This is a genomic window from Mitsuaria sp. GD03876 (assembly GCF_029840635.1).
Classification (GTDB): Bacteria; Pseudomonadota; Gammaproteobacteria; order Burkholderiales; family Burkholderiaceae_C; genus Roseateles.
Window position 1 is genome coordinate 1 of sequence record NZ_JAOCCU010000055.1, and the last position, 15,086, is coordinate 15,086.

General features: G+C 72.2%; 15 protein-coding genes and 1 other RNA gene. 7 read left to right on the top strand and 9 right to left on the bottom strand.

Translation table 11 applies throughout. The annotated features are described in order from the left end of the window. From N5D62_RS24695 to N5D62_RS24710, 4 genes are all read right to left on the bottom strand, one after another. A partial coding sequence (locus N5D62_RS24695; RefSeq protein WP_279760635.1) for a XapX domain-containing protein occupies positions 1 to 258 on the bottom strand: 258 nt, incomplete at its 3' end. A gap of 55 nt (positions 259 to 313) precedes the next feature. Then, the gene (locus N5D62_RS24700; RefSeq protein WP_279760636.1) at positions 314 to 967 is read right to left on the bottom strand and encodes a hydrolase; all 654 of its coding nucleotides are present in this window, start codon (positions 965 to 967) and stop codon (positions 314 to 316) included. Between the two features lie 83 nt (positions 968 to 1,050). After that, positions 1,051 to 2,034, bottom strand: coding sequence for an alpha/beta hydrolase (locus tag N5D62_RS24705; RefSeq protein ID WP_279760637.1), 984 nt, complete (start codon positions 2,032 to 2,034; stop codon positions 1,051 to 1,053). A 131-nt stretch (positions 2,035 to 2,165) separates the two neighbouring features. Beyond that, complete coding sequence (locus N5D62_RS24710; protein ID WP_279760638.1) at positions 2,166 to 2,798, bottom strand: response regulator transcription factor; 633 nt, start codon at positions 2,796 to 2,798, stop codon at positions 2,166 to 2,168. A gap of 169 nt (positions 2,799 to 2,967) precedes the next feature. Here N5D62_RS24710 and N5D62_RS24715 point away from each other — a divergent pair, with 169 nt between their 5' ends. The 4 genes from N5D62_RS24715 to N5D62_RS24730 all read left to right on the top strand — a co-directional run bounded on the left by N5D62_RS24715 (position 2,968) and on the right by N5D62_RS24730 (position 7,872). Next, positions 2,968 to 3,780, top strand: a complete 813-nt coding sequence (locus tag N5D62_RS24715; RefSeq protein WP_279760640.1) for a response regulator transcription factor — start codon at positions 2,968 to 2,970, stop codon at positions 3,778 to 3,780. Between the two features lie 84 nt (positions 3,781 to 3,864). Continuing rightward, entirely contained in the window at positions 3,865 to 7,200 is a 3,336-nt protein-coding gene (locus tag N5D62_RS24720; RefSeq protein WP_279760642.1) for a triple tyrosine motif-containing protein, read from the top strand. A gap of 80 nt (positions 7,201 to 7,280) precedes the next feature. Further along, on the top strand, positions 7,281 to 7,742 hold the full coding sequence (locus tag N5D62_RS24725; RefSeq protein ID WP_279760643.1) for a hypothetical protein: 462 nt from the start codon (positions 7,281 to 7,283) through the stop codon (positions 7,740 to 7,742). 55 nt (positions 7,743 to 7,797) lie between these two features. Then, a non-coding RNA gene (locus N5D62_RS24730) (sX9 sRNA) lies at positions 7,798 to 7,872 on the top strand. 25 nt (positions 7,873 to 7,897) lie between these two features. Here the strand turns inward: N5D62_RS24730 and N5D62_RS24735 are convergent. The 3 genes from N5D62_RS24735 to mnmA all read right to left on the bottom strand — a co-directional run bounded on the left by N5D62_RS24735 (position 7,898) and on the right by mnmA (position 11,072). Further along, complete coding sequence (locus tag N5D62_RS24735) at positions 7,898 to 8,545, bottom strand: response regulator transcription factor (RefSeq protein ID WP_279760644.1); 648 nt, start codon at positions 8,543 to 8,545, stop codon at positions 7,898 to 7,900. Positions 8,546 to 8,577: 32 nt separating this feature from the next. Then, positions 8,578 to 9,822, bottom strand: coding sequence for a histidine kinase (locus tag N5D62_RS24740; protein ID WP_279760646.1), 1,245 nt, complete (start codon positions 9,820 to 9,822; stop codon positions 8,578 to 8,580). Between the two features lie 140 nt (positions 9,823 to 9,962). Then, entirely contained in the window at positions 9,963 to 11,072 is a 1,110-nt protein-coding gene (gene mnmA, locus N5D62_RS24745) for a tRNA 2-thiouridine(34) synthase MnmA (RefSeq protein ID WP_279760648.1), read from the bottom strand. Between the two features lie 213 nt (positions 11,073 to 11,285). On the opposite strand from mnmA, the gene N5D62_RS24750 reads away from it, so the two are divergent. Then, positions 11,286 to 12,164: a response regulator gene (locus tag N5D62_RS24750; protein WP_279760649.1), complete on the top strand. Its 879-nt coding sequence runs from the start codon at positions 11,286 to 11,288 to the stop codon at positions 12,162 to 12,164. 95 nt (positions 12,165 to 12,259) lie between these two features. Here the strand turns inward: N5D62_RS24750 and N5D62_RS24755 are convergent, their stop codons facing one another. After that, positions 12,260 to 12,754 (bottom strand): NUDIX hydrolase, encoded by a 495-nt coding sequence (locus N5D62_RS24755; RefSeq protein ID WP_279760651.1) that lies wholly within the window; start codon positions 12,752 to 12,754, stop codon positions 12,260 to 12,262. Positions 12,755 to 12,878: 124 nt separating this feature from the next. Continuing rightward, a complete protein-coding gene (locus N5D62_RS24760) occupies positions 12,879 to 13,370 on the bottom strand; it encodes a hypothetical protein (RefSeq protein ID WP_279760654.1) in 492 nt (163 codons plus the stop codon). Between the two features lie 241 nt (positions 13,371 to 13,611). Here N5D62_RS24760 and N5D62_RS24765 point away from each other — a divergent pair, with 241 nt between their 5' ends. Together N5D62_RS24765 and N5D62_RS24770 are read left to right on the top strand one after the other, a co-directional pair. After that, positions 13,612 to 14,730, top strand: coding sequence for a Re/Si-specific NAD(P)(+) transhydrogenase subunit alpha (locus N5D62_RS24765; RefSeq protein WP_279760655.1), 1,119 nt, complete (start codon positions 13,612 to 13,614; stop codon positions 14,728 to 14,730). A 19-nt stretch (positions 14,731 to 14,749) separates the two neighbouring features. Then, a complete protein-coding gene (locus N5D62_RS24770) occupies positions 14,750 to 15,085 on the top strand; it encodes an NAD(P) transhydrogenase subunit alpha (protein WP_279760656.1) in 336 nt (111 codons plus the stop codon). Position 15,086: the final 1 nt, after the last annotated feature.

Sequence of the window (15,086 nt, forward strand, 5' to 3'; positions counted from 1 at the left end):
CCGCGCCTCTGGCGGCGCCTGCTCGCAGCCGGGCATCCGCCCGAACATGTGCGGGCGCACCTTCTGGTCGATCCAGCCGACCTGCGCAGTGTCGCGCTGCAGCCAGTGGCGCACCAGCGGCGGGATCTGCTCGCCGGCGAGGATGCCGAGCAGGCCCACCAGCGCGATCACCGGCGGCGCCGGCGATCGCACGTTGAGCACGCCGTAGATCACGCCGACGAGCAGGCCGACGGCGGCCGACAAAACATATGCATTCATGAGGGCCGCCTTTGCGCTGCCGGGTGGGAGTCGCGGCGAGGGCCGCGACCGGGGATCAGCCCTCGTGGGCGTTGAACATCGTCTTGGCGTAGTTGATGCCGATGCCGTACGAGCCGCCGACCTTCCTGGCGATGCCGGTGGTCATGTCGTAGGTCTCGCCGCGCGCCCAGTCGCGCTGCAGCTCCAGCAGGTACTGGAGCGCCGTCATCGGCTGCGCGCCGGCCTGCACCATGCGCTCGACCGCGCGGTTGTGCGCCTCGGCCGAGACGTCGCCGCAGGCGTCGGTGATCACGTAGACCTCGAAGCCCTGGTCGATCGCCGACAGCGCCGGGCCGACGATGCACACGCTGGTCCACAGCCCGGCCAGCACGATGCGCGGCTTGCCGATGCGGTTGATCTCCTCGATCACCGCGGCGTCCTCCCAGGTGTTCATCGAGGTGCGGTCCAGCATCTTCTTGCCGGGGAAGGGAGCGGTGATCTCCTCGAACATCGGGCCGGAGAAGCTCTTCTCCGCGACCGTGGTCAGGATCGTCGACACGCCGAAACCGGCGGCCGCCTGCGCGACCAGCGACGCATGGGTGCGCAGGTCGTTGGCGCCGATGGAATGCGTGGCGAAGGCCATCTGCGACTGGAAGTCGATCAGCACCAACGTGTGATCGGTCGGGTTCAGCAACTTGGCGCCGGGAACGGCCTTGGCGATCGGGGTCATGAGGGTCTCCTTGAAGCAGTGGGAGGGCCGGCGGTCGGCCGGCCCGGGACGGGAAGGAAAGGACGAAGGCAGGGACGGGGCGGTCAGGCCTTGGCGAAGGCCAGCAGGTCGGCGTTGAGCTGGTCCTTGGCGGTGGCGGCCAGGCCGTGGCTGCCGCCCTTGTAGACCTTGAGCGTGGCCTTCGGGGCCAGCTTCACCGACAGCTCGGCGGAGTTGCCGATCGGCACGATCTGGTCGTCGTCGCCGTGGATGACCAGCGTGGGCACGGTGATCTTCTTCAGGTCCTCGGTGAAGTCGGTCTCGGAGAACTGCTTGATGCAGTCGAACTGCGACTTCAGCGAGCCCTGCATGCCCTGCAGCCAGAAGCTGTCGCGCATGCCCTGCGTGACGGCGCTGCCGGGGCGGTTGGCGCCGAAGAACGGCGTCGTCAGGTCCTTGTAGAACTGCGAGCGGTCCTTCTGCACGCCGGCGCGGATGCCGTCGAAGACCTCCTTGGGCAGGCCGTTCGGATAGGCGGCGGACTTCATCATCGTCGGCGGCACGGCGCCGACCAGCACGACCTTGGACACGCGCTTGACGCCGTGGCGGCCGACGTAGCGGGTCACCTCGCCGCCGCCGGTCGAGTGGCCGACCAGCATCGCGTCCTTGATGTCGAGCTTGTCGAGCACCGCGGCCAGGTCGTCGGCGTAGGTGTCCATGTCGTTGCCGTTCCAGCTCTGGCTGGAGCGGCCGTGGCCGCGGCGGTCATGGGCGATCACGCGGAAACCGTGCTGTCCCAGGAACAGCATCTGGTCTTCCCATGCGTCGCTGCTCAGCGGCCAGCCGTGGGAGAAGACGACGGGACGGCCGGTGCCCCAGTCCTTGTAGAAGATCTGCGTGCCGTCCTTGGTCGTGATGTAGCTCATCGGGGCTCCTGGTAGGGAATGGGAAAGGGTGGAGGAAGCGGGGGTGGCGGCCTCGGCCGCGCCGGCCACGCCGAGCGGCAACGCCGCGGCGAGCGCGAGCTGGCCGCCCAGCGCGAGCACGTCGCGGCGGGTGAGGTCCGAGGGGATCGAAGGGGTCGTCATCGAGGGTCTCCGAGGGATGACGAATCCTAGGAAGCGCGCCCCCGCGGCGACAGCCGCCGATGGCGCAGCGGGCCCTCTCCCGTCGGAGGCAGCCGGCGGTGACGTCCCGTCACACCGGCGTCAAGCCGAGGTCAGAGCCGCAGCAAGCCGCGCTTGAGCGCGAGCACGACCGCATGCGTGCGGTCGCGGGCGTCGAGCTTGGCCAGGATCATCTTCACGCGCGCCTTGATCGTGTCCTCGGACAGCGACAGCCGGCCGCCGATCTCGCGGTTGCTCAGGCCCTGCGCGATGTGCTCCAGCACGTCGATCTCGCGCCCCGACAGCGCTTCCTGGCCGGCATGGGCGGCGATCTCCTGCGCGACCTCGTTGGGGATCCAGCGATGGCCGCGATGCACCGCGCGGATCGCGTCGAGCAGCTCGGTGCGCAGCTGCGTCTTGAGCAGGTAGCCCGACGCGCCCAGCTTGAGCGCCTGCCAGGCCTGCGCGTCCGCCTTGAAGGTGGTCAGCACGATCACGCGCGCGCCGGGGCTGAGCGCGCGCAGCCGCGCCAGCGCCTCCAGCCCGTCCATGCCCGGCATCTGGATGTCCATCAGCGTGACGTCGGGGCGCAGCCGCTCGAAGGCCTGCAGGCCCTGCCAGCCGTCGGCGGCCTCGCCCACCGGCGCCATGTCCGGCTGCTCGCCCAGCACCGCGGCGATGCCCTCCCGCATCAGCGGGTGGTCGTCGACCGTCAGGACTCGGATGGGATCGGGCGCGGGCACCATGGCGGCGGATCATAGGCGCGCACCCCCCGCGATGTCCCGCTTCCAGGGGGCCGATACCCTTTCGGGTAGCGGTCGTCGACTCGACCGGGGCTATCGCGGTGCAGCATCGCTTCCGATGATCGGCGCAGTCATTCCGCCTTCGCCCACCATCGCCCTCCGGGAGCTGTCCATGTCCCTGCTCGAGCGTCCCCCCATGCTGGCCGATGCCGTCCTCGACGCGCTCGTCCTCCATCGCCATCCGCTGCTGCGCGCCGGCATCGCCACCGCGTTGTCGCCGTTCTTCCGCGCCCATGAATTCCCCGCCGATGGCGTCCTGCCGGCCTGGCCGTCGCTGTCCGCGCTGCCCGCGTTGCCGACTCCGCCGCCGGGCATCGGCGCGGTCGCGCTGGTCATCGCCGACCACGAGGGCGCGCTGCAGGCCCTGGCCGGGCTGCCGCGCCGCGGCGGCCCCGGCCTGCCGGCCGGCGGCACGCACGGCGCGCCGGGACCGCACTGGCTGGTCGTGAGCCCGGTGACCCACGGCGGCCGGGTGCGGCACGCGATGGCGGCGGGCGTGCTCGGCTACGTGCACGCCAGCTGCGCGCTGGAGGAGCTGCGCGACGCCGCCCGCGCCGTCGCCGCCGGCCGCCGCTACCTGTGCCGCACCGCGGCGGGCGCGGTGGCGGAGGGCTGGCTCGGCGACGACCTCACGCCGCGCGAGCGCGACGTGCTGGGCATGCTCTGCCTGGGGCTGGACAACAAGTCGATCGGGCTGCGCCTGGGCGTGGCCGCCGGCACCGTCAAGACGCATGTGAAGACGCTGCTGCAGAAGCTGGGCGCGCGCAGCCGCACGCAGGCCGCCACCGAGGCGCTGCGCCGCGGCCTGCTCGACGAACCGGCCATCGACGAGCCGATGCCGCGCCCGATGCACGCCGCCCCGCGCGGCCCCGCGCGCTCCGTCGCGCAGGGCCTCCACGGCCTGCATCCGCTGCCGGCCGCGTGAGCGGGCCCTCGCGCGCTTGACCGCCGCCGGCCGGATGGGCACCCTCGCGCGCCAGACCAGGACCAGACGAGGGGACGGCGCGTGGTGAGCTTGCGGACGGCGGGGACGATCCTGGCGGCATCGCTGCTCGTGGCGGCGGCCGGCGCGGGTCGCGCGCTCGCGCACACGGCCGAGGATGGCCTGCCCGACTTCTCCTACCGCGCCTGGACCGTGCGCGACGGCGCGCCGCCGGATGTCTGGACGCTGGCCGGCGGCCGCGAGGGCGTGCTGTGGCTGGGCACCGGCATGGGGCTGTACCGCTTCGACGGCCTTCGCTTCGAGCGCTTCCGCCCCGGCGCCGAGCCGCTGCCGGCCTACAACATCAACGCGCTGCTGGCCGACGACGACCAGACCTTGTGGCTGGGCCTGTACGAGGGCGGCGTGGTCCAGGTGCGGGAGGTCGGCGTCACCCGCCACGGCGCCGCGCAAGGGCTGCCCGGCGGGCGCGTGCTGCGGCTGGCGCGGGCCTCGGGCGCGCTCTGGGCCGCGGCCGCCAAGGGCCTCGCGCGCTTCGACGGCGAGCGCTGGACGCGCATCGGCGCGGCGCAGGGCTTCCCGGAGGCCGGCGCCGACTACCTGTTCCGCGACCGCCAGGGGACGCTCTGGGTCAGCTCCGGCGAGCGGCTGTACCGGCTCGCCGCCGGGGCGACGCGTTTCGAGTTCACCGGCGTGACGGTGGGCCGCCTGGCGGTGCTGGCGCAGGACGGCCAGGACCGGCTGTGGCTGGCCGACGGCCGCGGCGGCGTGCGCCCGCTCGGGCTGCCGGGATCGTGGCGCACCTGGGCCGCGCTGCCCGCCGCGGCGCCGGCGCCCGCCGGGGGCGCGTCCGGCGGATCCGGAGGCCCCGGTACGGGCGCGGCGTTCTCGCCCAACATCGTCACGGCGCATGACGGCCGGCCGGTGACGCTGGTCAAGCAGATGCTGTTCGCCGGCGACGGCGGCTTGTGGGTGACGGTCAACGGCCGCGGCGTGTTCCGCACCGACGCGGCCGACACCGCCCGGATGCCGCCCGGCCAGCAGCTCGACTGGACGCGCGGGCAGTGGTTCACCGTCGCGGACGGGCTCGGGTCGGCGATCACCGTGCCGCTGCTGGAAAGCGACGACGGCGAGATCTGGGTCGGCAACAACCTGGGCGTGAACAGCCTGCGCCAGCGCCGCATCCGCACCGCGCTGCGCGAGGAGGACCCGTGGGCGCTGGGTTTCTCGGTGCAGCCCGAGGGCAGCGGCGTGCGCATGGCCAACCCGGCCTCGAGCTGGCATGCCGATCCGCCCGGCGCGACCACGCGCGAGGCGCTGCCCGACCCCCGCCCGCTGCCGCGCCGCCCGCTGATGCAGTCGCTGCGCGCGACCGACGGCGCGGTGTGGGTGTTGGACGGCGAGGCGCTGTGGCGTTTCGCGCCGGAGGCGGCCGGCGCGGCGACGCGGCGCTGGCAGCGCTGGCCGTGGGCGCTGCCCGCCGGGGTGCCGGCGGTGCTGCTGGCGATGGCGGCCGATCCGGTCGGCGGCGTCTGGCTCTCGCTGCGGGACGCCGGCGTGTTCCATGCGACGCCGGCCGGCTTGCAGCGGGTGCCGGAGGCCGAGCTCGCCGACCGCGTCGCGCCCGGCGCGATCGCGGTGGACGCCGACGGCGCGGTGTGGTTCGGCCATGACGGCCAGTTGATCGGCCTGGACGACCGCGGGCAGCGCCTGCGCTTCGGGCCTGAACAGGGCTTGCGGACCGGCCGCGTCATCACGGCGCTCAACACCCGGCATGGCCTGGTCGTGGCGGGGGAGAACGGCGTCGCGCTCGGCCGCGACGGGCGCTTCTCGACGCTCAGCATCGAGCGCGACGCCGCCTTCGGGCGGGTGTCGGGCATCGTCGAATCGGCCGACGGCGACCTCTGGCTCAACGGCGGGCGCGGGCTGGTGCGGCTCGCGGCGGCGGACGTGCCCTCGCTGTTCATCGCGTCGACGCATCCGCTCAGCTACCAGCTGCTGGATGCCGGCGACGGGCTGCCGGGCATCGCGCGCCAGGCCTCGGTGTTGCCGACCGCGGCGCGCGACGCCCGCGGCCGGCTGTGGTTCGTCACCAGCCTGGGCGTGGTCTGGCTCGACCCGGCGCAGACGCGGCGCAGCGCGCGCGAGGTCGGCGTCGACGTGCAGGCGCTGCTCGCCGGCGGCCAGAGTTATCCGGCCGCGCAGGGCCAGCAGCTGCCCGAGGGCACGCGCGCGCTGACGCTGCGCTACGCGGCCCGGGTGCTGGGCAAGGCGGAGCAGGTGCGCTATCGCTTCCGGCTGGTCGGCGTCGACGCCGACTGGCGCGACGCCGGCACGCAGCGCGAGGCGACCTACGCCAACCTCGGCCCGGGCGACTACCGCTTCGAGGTGCTGGCCTCCAATCCCGACGGGCTCTGGAGCCGCAAGCCGACGGTGCTGGCCTTCCACATCGCGCCGACGCTGGACCAGCACCCGGCCTTCCGCTGGGCGCTCGCGCTGGCGCTGGTGGCGGCGGTCTGGGGCGGCTACCGGCTGCGGGTGCGGGCGCTGCAGGCGCGGCTGCGAATGCGGCTCGAGGTGCGCCACCGCGAGCGCGAACGCATCGCGCGCGATCTGCACGACACGCTGCTCCAGGGCTTCCAGGGCCTGCTGCTGGGCCTGGACGCGAGCGTGCGCCGCGTGGCCGACATGACGCTGCGCCATCGGATGGAACGCGACCTGACGCGCGCGGAGGCGCTGCTGGCCGAAGGCCGCGACCGCGTCGGGCAGTTGCGCCAGCGCATCGACGACGAGGACGCCGAGGAGCGGCGCGAACGCCGCGGGCGGGACGGCGACGATGACCAGGACGGGGGCTGCGGCGCGGGGCGGGGCGAAGGCCGCCGCCACCGCCGTGAGCGCGATGACCGCGATGACCACCGTGGCGATGGCGGCGCCGACGGTGGCGATGGCGGGGGTGGCGGGCTGGTCGATCGCCTGTCGCGCGCGGGCCGGGACCTGGTCCGGCCGCCGGGGCGTTTCCGGATGCGGGTGAGCGGCACGCCGCGGGCGCTGGCCGCGGCGATCGAGGACGAGATGCTGCTGATCGCCCGGGAGGGCCTGACCAACGCCGAGCGCCACGCGCGGGCGACGCGGGTCGAGCTGGGGCTGGATTACCGGCCCGAGGCGGTGACGCTGACGGTGCGGGACGACGGCATCGGGCTGGCGCCGGACTGGGCGGCGCGGCAGGCGCGGGGCCTGCGCTACGGCATGTGCGGGATGCAGGAGCGGGCGCGGCTCATGAACGCCGGCTTGACGGTGCGCGGCACGCCCGGCGCGGGCACCGAGCTGGTGCTGCGCGTGGCTGATCCGCCACGCCCGGGCTGGCTGGAGCGCTGGCGGGCGGGCCGCGCGGCTGTCTCCCCGTGAAGTCCCGGAGAGTCGGGGCAAACCCGGCTCCCTAGAATCCGCGCCGCCGTCGAAGTTCGACGATTGACGAGGGAAGAGTGATGAAGAAGTTTGCCGCGCTGTCCGCGCTTTGCCTGTCCTTGACCGCCGCGCTGCCGGCCTTCGCCGATCCCGCGCCGGTGCCCGACGCGACCCAGGCGCAGACGCTGCGCGACGCCGTGCGCGCCGACCGCAAGGCGGTGGTGCTCAAGGCGTTGGCCCTGGACGAGGTCCAGACCAAGAAGTTCGTGCCGGTCTACGAGGCCTATGAGCGCGAGCTCGCCGCGCTGAACCGCCAGTTCACCCGCATGTCGGTGGAGTTCGTGCAGATCGGCGAGAAGCCGACCAACGCGCAGTCGAAGTACTTCTCCAAGGGCTACCTGGGGTACGTCGACGCCGAGCAGAAGCTCTACAAGAAGTACCACCCGCGCGTCGTGAAGGCGATCGGCGAAGTCGGCGCCGCCCGCTTCCTGTCGGTCGAGCGCCGCATCCGCGCCCTCCAAGACTACGACCTCTGGATCTGAGAGCGGGGCTACTGCGCGAACGTCATGCGTCGTTGGCCGGATGCTCGGAATCCTCACGTACAGGAAGTACGTTCCGGTTCCTCCGCTCCGTCCGCCTAGCCTGACGTCCGCTCGCTACGCCCTGGGAGACCGAGCCGAATACGGCGAGTGCGGTCTCAAATCCAGCCGAGATCGATCGCCCGCAGCACCGCCTGCGTGCGATCTCGCACGCCCATCTTCGCGAACACCGCGGAGCAGTGGTTCTTGATCACGCCTTCGCTGTTGCCCAGCAGCGCGGCGATCTCGGTGTTGCTGCGGCCGCTGGCCACCAGGCGCAGCACCTGCAGCTCCTTGGGGCTGAGCGGCTCGGGCTCCGGCGTCGCGGCGAAGGCGCGCTCCACCGGCGCGCGCTCCATGCGCTCGGTCAGCAGCGGCCGCAGCGCCGTCGAGCCGCCCACCACGTCGCGCAGCGCCTGCACCAGCGTGTCCGGGCTGATCGCCTTGAGCAGGAACCCCCGCGCCCCGGCCCGCACCGCCTCGTCGAACGCGGCCGTGTCGTCGAAGGTCGTCAGCAGCACCACCGGGATCTTCAGCGCCCGCGCCGCCAGCGCCCGGATCAGCCCGATGCCGTCCAGCCGCGGCATCCGCATGTCCGACAGGATCACGTCGGGCTGCTCGCGCGCCAGCAACTCCAGCGCCTCCGCGCCATCGGACGCCTCGCCCACCAGGCGGATGTCGTCGTGCAGCGCCAGCAGCCCCTTCAGGCCCTCGCGCACCAGCTGCTGGTCTTCCACCAGCAGCAGCTTGATCGTGTTCTCGCTCATCTTGTCTCCTTCCTGGATGGCGCCGTCCCGGTTCAGGCGCGCCGCGGGCAGTTCAGTTCGATCAGGAATCCGGGGTGATGCCGCAGCACCTGCATCGTCCCGCCCAGTTCGGCCATGCGTTCCTGCATGCCCTTGAGGCCGTTGCCCTCGCGCAGCTTGCGCGTGCCGCGGCCATTGTCGTCAACCCGCACCCGGACCTGCGCGCCGGCGTCCGCCGCCTCCACCGCGTCCAGGCTCACCCGCACCCGCGTCGCGCCGGCATGGCGCACCGCGTTGGTCACCGCCTCCTGCACGCAGCGCAGCAGCGCATGCGCACAGCGCGGCGTCAGATCCTGCGCCACCGGGTCCAGCGCCAGCTCGATCTGCGTGCTCGCGATGCCCTCGGCCAGCGTGCGCAAGGCCGCCTCGAGGTTGATGCGCTGGCTCTCGCGCTCGCGCGACACCGCCGCGCGCACCTCCGCCAGCAGCCCCGCGGCGCCCAGCCTGGCCTTCTCCACCGCCAGCGACGCGCCCGCGTCGTCGTGGCGCTTGAGCAGCGCCTCGCTGAGCTGCAGGTGCAGGTTGAGCGCCGTCAGGTGGTGGCCCATCACGTCATGCAGCTCGCGCGCCATGTGCATCCGCTCGGCGTAGCGCAGCTGCTCGATCTGCAGCCGCTCGCCGGATTCCTTCTCGGCCAGCATCGCCTGGAACCAGCGCCGGCGTTCGGCCTCTGCCGCCGCCAGCCGGCCCAGCCCGAAGGCCATGCCGTGCAGCGCCACCATCGACATCGACAGCCCCAGGCTGTTCAGCCACCACGGCATGTCCGGCTGCAGCTGCTCCAGGCGCTGGGCCTCGCTGGGCAGCAGCCAGTACAGCGCGACGTTGATCACCACCTGCGCCAGCGCGAAGTTGAAGGCGCGCCGCACGTTCAGCAGCAGCGCCGCCAGCACGGTGACGAGGAAAGGCAGGCCCGGCGTGACCAGCAGCGCCAGCAGGTTGAGCAGCAGCACCCGCGACAGCGCGTGCGGCGGCGGCAGGTCCAGGTGCTGCTGGCGCGCCAGGCGCCAGAAGTGCCACGCGAAGCCCATCACCAGCGCCAGGCAGGCCAGCACGAAGGGCGCGTCGTGGGTGTCGCCGCCGGCGCGGCGGTACAGGCTGGCCAGGACGCCGTCGTAGGGCTCGGTCGGGTTGCCCATCAGGCCCCAGATCGCCGAACCCAGTTCCAGCAGGCAGATCGCCAGGGCGGCAATGCGCAGCACGAAGGCGGGCTGGGCGATGCGGACGAGCAGACGATCCAAGGGGCGGTCCAGAGAGGGCGGCAACACGCCAGCGTGCCACAGGCGACGTCCGGCAGGGAAGGTGCGCATTGTCACGGGGCGCCTCGCCGGAAAGTTCCCTCGATGCGACGAGTGCCCCGATTCGCTGGATGAGTTGCCGCTCAGGCGATCGCCTGCGAGATCACCCCCCCGCCCAGGCAGACCTCGCCGTCATAGAGCACGGCGCTCTGGCCCGGCGTGACCGCCCATTGCGGCTGCGGGAAGTCCAGGCGCACCTGGCCCTCCCCCGGGGTGAGCGCGCAGGCGGCGTCGGCCTGGCGGTAGCGGGTCTTGGCGCCGAAACCGCCGAAGGCGGGCGCCTCGTCGGTCCAGCTCAGGTCCTGCGCGACCAGGCCGCGGCTGAGCAGCAGCGGGTGCTCGTGCCCCTGGACGACCACCAGCGTGTTGGTGTCCAGGTCCTTGCGCGCGACGAACCACGGCGCGTGCTCGCCGCCGCCGCGCGGCGCGCCCTTGTCCTTCACGCCGCCGATGCCCAGGCCCTGGCGCTGGCCCAGCGTGTAGAAGGACAGCCCGACGTGCTCGCCCAGCTTGCGGCCGCGGTCGTCCTTGATCGGGCCCGGCTGGTGGGAGAGGTAGCGGTTGAGGAACTCGCGGAACGGCCGCTCGCCGATGAAGCAGATGCCGGTCGAGTCCTTCTTCTTCGCGTTGGGCAGGCCGATCTCCTCGGCCAGGCGGCGCACCTCGGTCTTGGGCAGGTGGCCCACCGGGAACACGGTCTTGCGCAGCTGGGCCTGGTTGAGCCGGTGCAGGAAGTAGCTCTGGTCCTTCAGCGGGTCCAGCCCCTTGAGCAGCTGCGCGCGGCCGTCGTCCAGCTCGCGCACCCGGGCGTAGTGGCCGGTGCCGATCTTCTCGGCGCCCAGGCGGATCGCGTGGTCGAGGAAGGCCTTGAACTTGATCTCGGCGTTGCACAGCACGTCCGGATTGGGCGTGCGGCCGGCTTGGTACTCGCGCAGGAACTCGGCGAAGACGCGGTCCTTGTACTCGGCGGCGAAGTTCACGTGCTCGATCTCGATGCCGATCACGTCGGCCACCGCCGCGGCGTCGACGAAGTCGATGTTGGAGGAGCAGTACTCGCTGTCGTCGTCGTCTTCCCAGTTCTTCATGAAGATGCCGACGACCTCATGGCCCGCCTGCTTCAGCAGCCAGGCGGACACGGCGGAATCAACGCCGCCGGACAGCCCGACGACGATGCGTTGCTTCTTGGGATTCATGGGGCGCGATTGTCCCAAAGGTCGGCAAGGCCTGTCCGGCGCGAGGCCGGCGGCGCCCGTTCGTGACGCAGTGCACGCGCCGCCGCCCACCGGAGCCGCCGTGTAAGGCCATGCCTGACAAGGCTTTGCGCCGCGTCCCACAGCCGCTCCCGGCAACGCCGACTCACCGCCGCCCGGCCATCGGACGAAACTGAATGCAACAGGGAGTCCATCATGAACGTTGTCATCGTCGAAGGATCGATCGTGGTACGGGCGCAGCTGCAGGCGCTGCTGGCGCGGGAGCGCGGGATCCGGGTGGTCGGCGAGGCGGGCTGCGAGCAGTCGGCCATCGAGGTGATCGCGCGCACCCAGCCCGACGCCGTGCTGATGGACCTGGCGCTGCAGCCCGGCAGCGGGCTGCGGGTGCTGCGCGCGATGCGCCAGCTGGGCCTCGGGGCCCGGGTGATCGTGCTGAGCAACAGCTATTACGAGGAAATGCGCCGCGCCTGCGCGGAGCACGGCATCTCCGGCTTCTTCGACAAGGGCTGCCAGATCGAGAACGCGCTGGCGATGCTGCGCGGCTGGCTGGCGCCGCTGCAATCGGACGAGGACGAGCGCCAGGCGGCGGTCGACGGCCTGGACGTGCCGCCGCGGGGGCTCGCAGCCTTCGACGAGCTGGCGGACCTGGCCTGCGACATCAGCGGCTGCGGCATGGCCGCGGTGGGCCTGGTGGACGGCGAGCAATTGCGGCTGATCGGCACCTCGGCGCTGAACCTGCGGCTGATGCCGCGGGCGCGCGGGCTGTGCTCGCACGTGATGCACCACCGCGGGCTGCAGGAGGTGCCCGACACCTGGCACGACCCGCGCTTCGTCGACCATCCGCTGGTGCAGGGCGCGCCCTACGTCCGCTTCTACGCGTCGATGCCGCTGTCCCTGGTCACCGGCGAGGTCGTCGGCAGCCTGTGCGTGATGGACCGGCTGCCGCGCCGGCTGCGCGAGCGCCAGCGGGAATCGCTGACGACGCTGGCGCGCTGCGCGATCAACGAACTGGAAGCCTGCCGGCGCGAGCCGCGGCACTCGGAGCAAGCGATCAGCGCGGCGATGACGCTCTGATCCCTGGCCTCCGGCGATGACGGGCCCCGCGGGGCCCGTCGCCATTTCGGGGGCCGCCCGGGGGACCGCCAGGCGTTGGCGCGCTCAACATGCGCTCAATGCGGCCAGGCCTTCGGCGCGTAGAGCGAGCCGTGCGCCATCACCGCCTCCAGCGGCAGGCGCCGGCCGGCGGCGTGGTCCTCGATGCATTGCAGGATCAGCGGGCTGCGATGGCGGTCGCGGCTGGCGCGGATCTCGTCCAGCGTCAGCCACAGCGTGCGCTGGATCGGCTCGTCGAAGGGGCGCCCCGGGATCTGGTCGCCGACCCGGCCGGTGAAGGCCATGCGCACGTAGGTGACGTCGTCGCCCCGGTCCGGACGCAGGAAGCGCGACAGGTAGACGCCGAGGAAGGCGTCCGGCGTGAACGGCCGGGCGGTTTCCTCGAGGACTTCGCGCACGACGGCCTCGATCAGGGACTCGGCCTGCTCGAGGTGCCCGGCGGGGTTGTTCAGCAGCAGCCCGTCGCGGGTCAGCTCCTCCACCAGCAGGTAGCGGCCGTCCTGCTCGATCACCGCGGCCACGGTCACGCTGGGCTTGAATCGTTCGGTCATGGTCCTTCCTGAGGGGCGGATCGATCCGCCTCGATGTGAATGCGGGCCGCATTGTGAACGCGTCACATGAAAAAACCCCGGCGGAGGCCGGGGTTCGTGTCATCGGGACAGGGGATGCGCCGGATCAGCGGCGGCCGCGGTCGTGGTCGTCGCGATCGCGGTCCGGACCGCGCCCGTGGTCATGGTCGCGGCCCCGGTCATGGTCGTGCCCGCGGCCGTGATCGTGGTCGTCGCGCCAGTCGCGGCGGCCGTCGGGGCGCCAGCGGTACTCGGTGTGCTCGCGGCGGTACTGCGGCGCGTAGACGTCGCGGTACCAGGTGTCGCGCACGAAGTACACCGGCCGGCCGCAGGCGTTGTAGCGGCCGCAGTAGCGCGCCCAGTTCTTCTGGTGACCCGGCGGGACGCGCAGGTACACCGCCGGCATCGGCGCCGGGACGCGCTCGACCAGCACCGGCCGCTCGTACACGACCTGGGGCCGGACGTTGCCGATGTCGATCTGGCCGTAGAACCCCGGCTCGCCGATGGTCACGGACACGCCCACGTCGGCCGCCCGGGACGTCATCGGCATGAGGGCAGCGATCGCCAACGCACTGCTCAGCAGAATCTTCTTGGTCATGATCTGACTCCTTTCGGTCGTCATTTAACGCCCTGCTAACCACTTTAGGCGACCTGAGTTCACCACTCGAAACAGCTTTGCCCGCCGGTTGCGGGGCGGTTGTCGGGGCGTTGCCCGATCGCCGCGGGATCCTTGCCCAGGCAGGATTCCTCGGTGAAAACCCCTGTCCCGTGCGGGTCTCGCCCGCCCATGAAGCCCGGGTAAGCTCGCGCCGACCCGGATTCAGGATGGGGGATTCCAGATGCTGATCGGAGTGCCGCAGGAAACCGCGGCGGGGGAGGCGCGCGTCGCCGCGACGCCGGAGACCGTCAAGAAGCTGGTCGCGCAGGGCCATGTGCTGCGGGTGCAGCAGGGCGCCGGGCTCGACGCCAGCGTGACGGACGAGGCCTATGCCGCCGCCGGCGCCGAGATCGTCGGCCGCGAGGCGGCGTTCGCCAGCGAGCTGGTGCTCAAGGTCCGCTCGCCGGACCCGGACGAGCTGGCGTTGTTCAAGCCGGGCGCGGTGCTCGCCGGCATGCTCAACCCGTTCGACCGCGACGGCCTGCAGCGCCTGGCCGACGCCCGGCTGACGGCCTTCGCCCTGGAGGCGGCCCCCCGCACCACCCGCGCGCAGAGCATGGACGTGCTCTCCAGCCAGGCCAACCTGGCCGGCTACAAGGCGGTGATGCTGGCCGCGTTCCATTACCAGCGGCTGTTCCCGATGCTGATGACGGCGGCCGGCACGATCAAGGCGGCCCGCGTCGTCGTGCTGGGCGTGGGCGTCGCCGGGCTGCAGGCGATCGCCACGGCCAAGCGGTTGGGCGCGGTCATCGAGGCGTCCGACGTCCGCCCGTCGGTCAAGGAGCAGGTCGAGTCGCTGGGCGCCAAGTTCATCGACGTGCCCTACGAGACCGACGAGGAACGCCAGGCGGCCGAGGGTGTCGGCGGCTACGCCCGGCCGATGCCGCCGGGCTGGCTGGAGCGCCAGAAGCTCGAGGTCGCCAAGCGCGTCGCGCAGGCCGACATCGTCGTCACCACCGCGCTGATCCCCGGCCGTCCCGCGCCGGTGCTGGTCACCGAGGAGATGGTCCGGGCGATGAAGCCCGGTTCGGTGATCGTCGACATCGCCGCGCCCGCCGGCGGCAACTGCCCGCTGACCGAGCCCGGCAAGACGGTGCGCAAGCACGGCGTCACGCTGGTGGGCGAGACCAACCTGCCGTCGCTGGTGGCGGCGGACGCGTCCGCGCTGTACGCGCGCAACGTGCTGGACTTCCTCAAGCTGGTCCTCACGAAGGAAGGCGGCTTCGCGCTGCCCGCCGATGACGACATCGTCACCGCCTGCCTGGTCGCCCACGAGGGCCAGGTGCTGCGCAAGGCCTGAGGCCGAAGGAGTTACTCGCATGGATGCCGTCTCTCCCACCCTGATCAACCTGACGATCTTCGTGCTGGCGATCTACGTCGGTTACCACGTCGTCTGGACCGTCACGCCCGCGCTGCACACGCCGCTGATGGCGGTGACCAACGCGATTTCCGCCATCGTCATCGTGGGCGCGATGCTCGCCGCGGCGTTGACCGAGACGCCGCTGGGCAAGTTCATGGGCACCTTCGCCGTCGCGCTCGCGGCGGTCAACGTCTTCGGCGGTTTCCTCGTCACGCGACGGATGCTGGAGATGTTCAAGAAGAAGGACCGCAAGACGTCCGCCGACGCCGGCGGCCACGGCAACGCGAAGGGCTGAC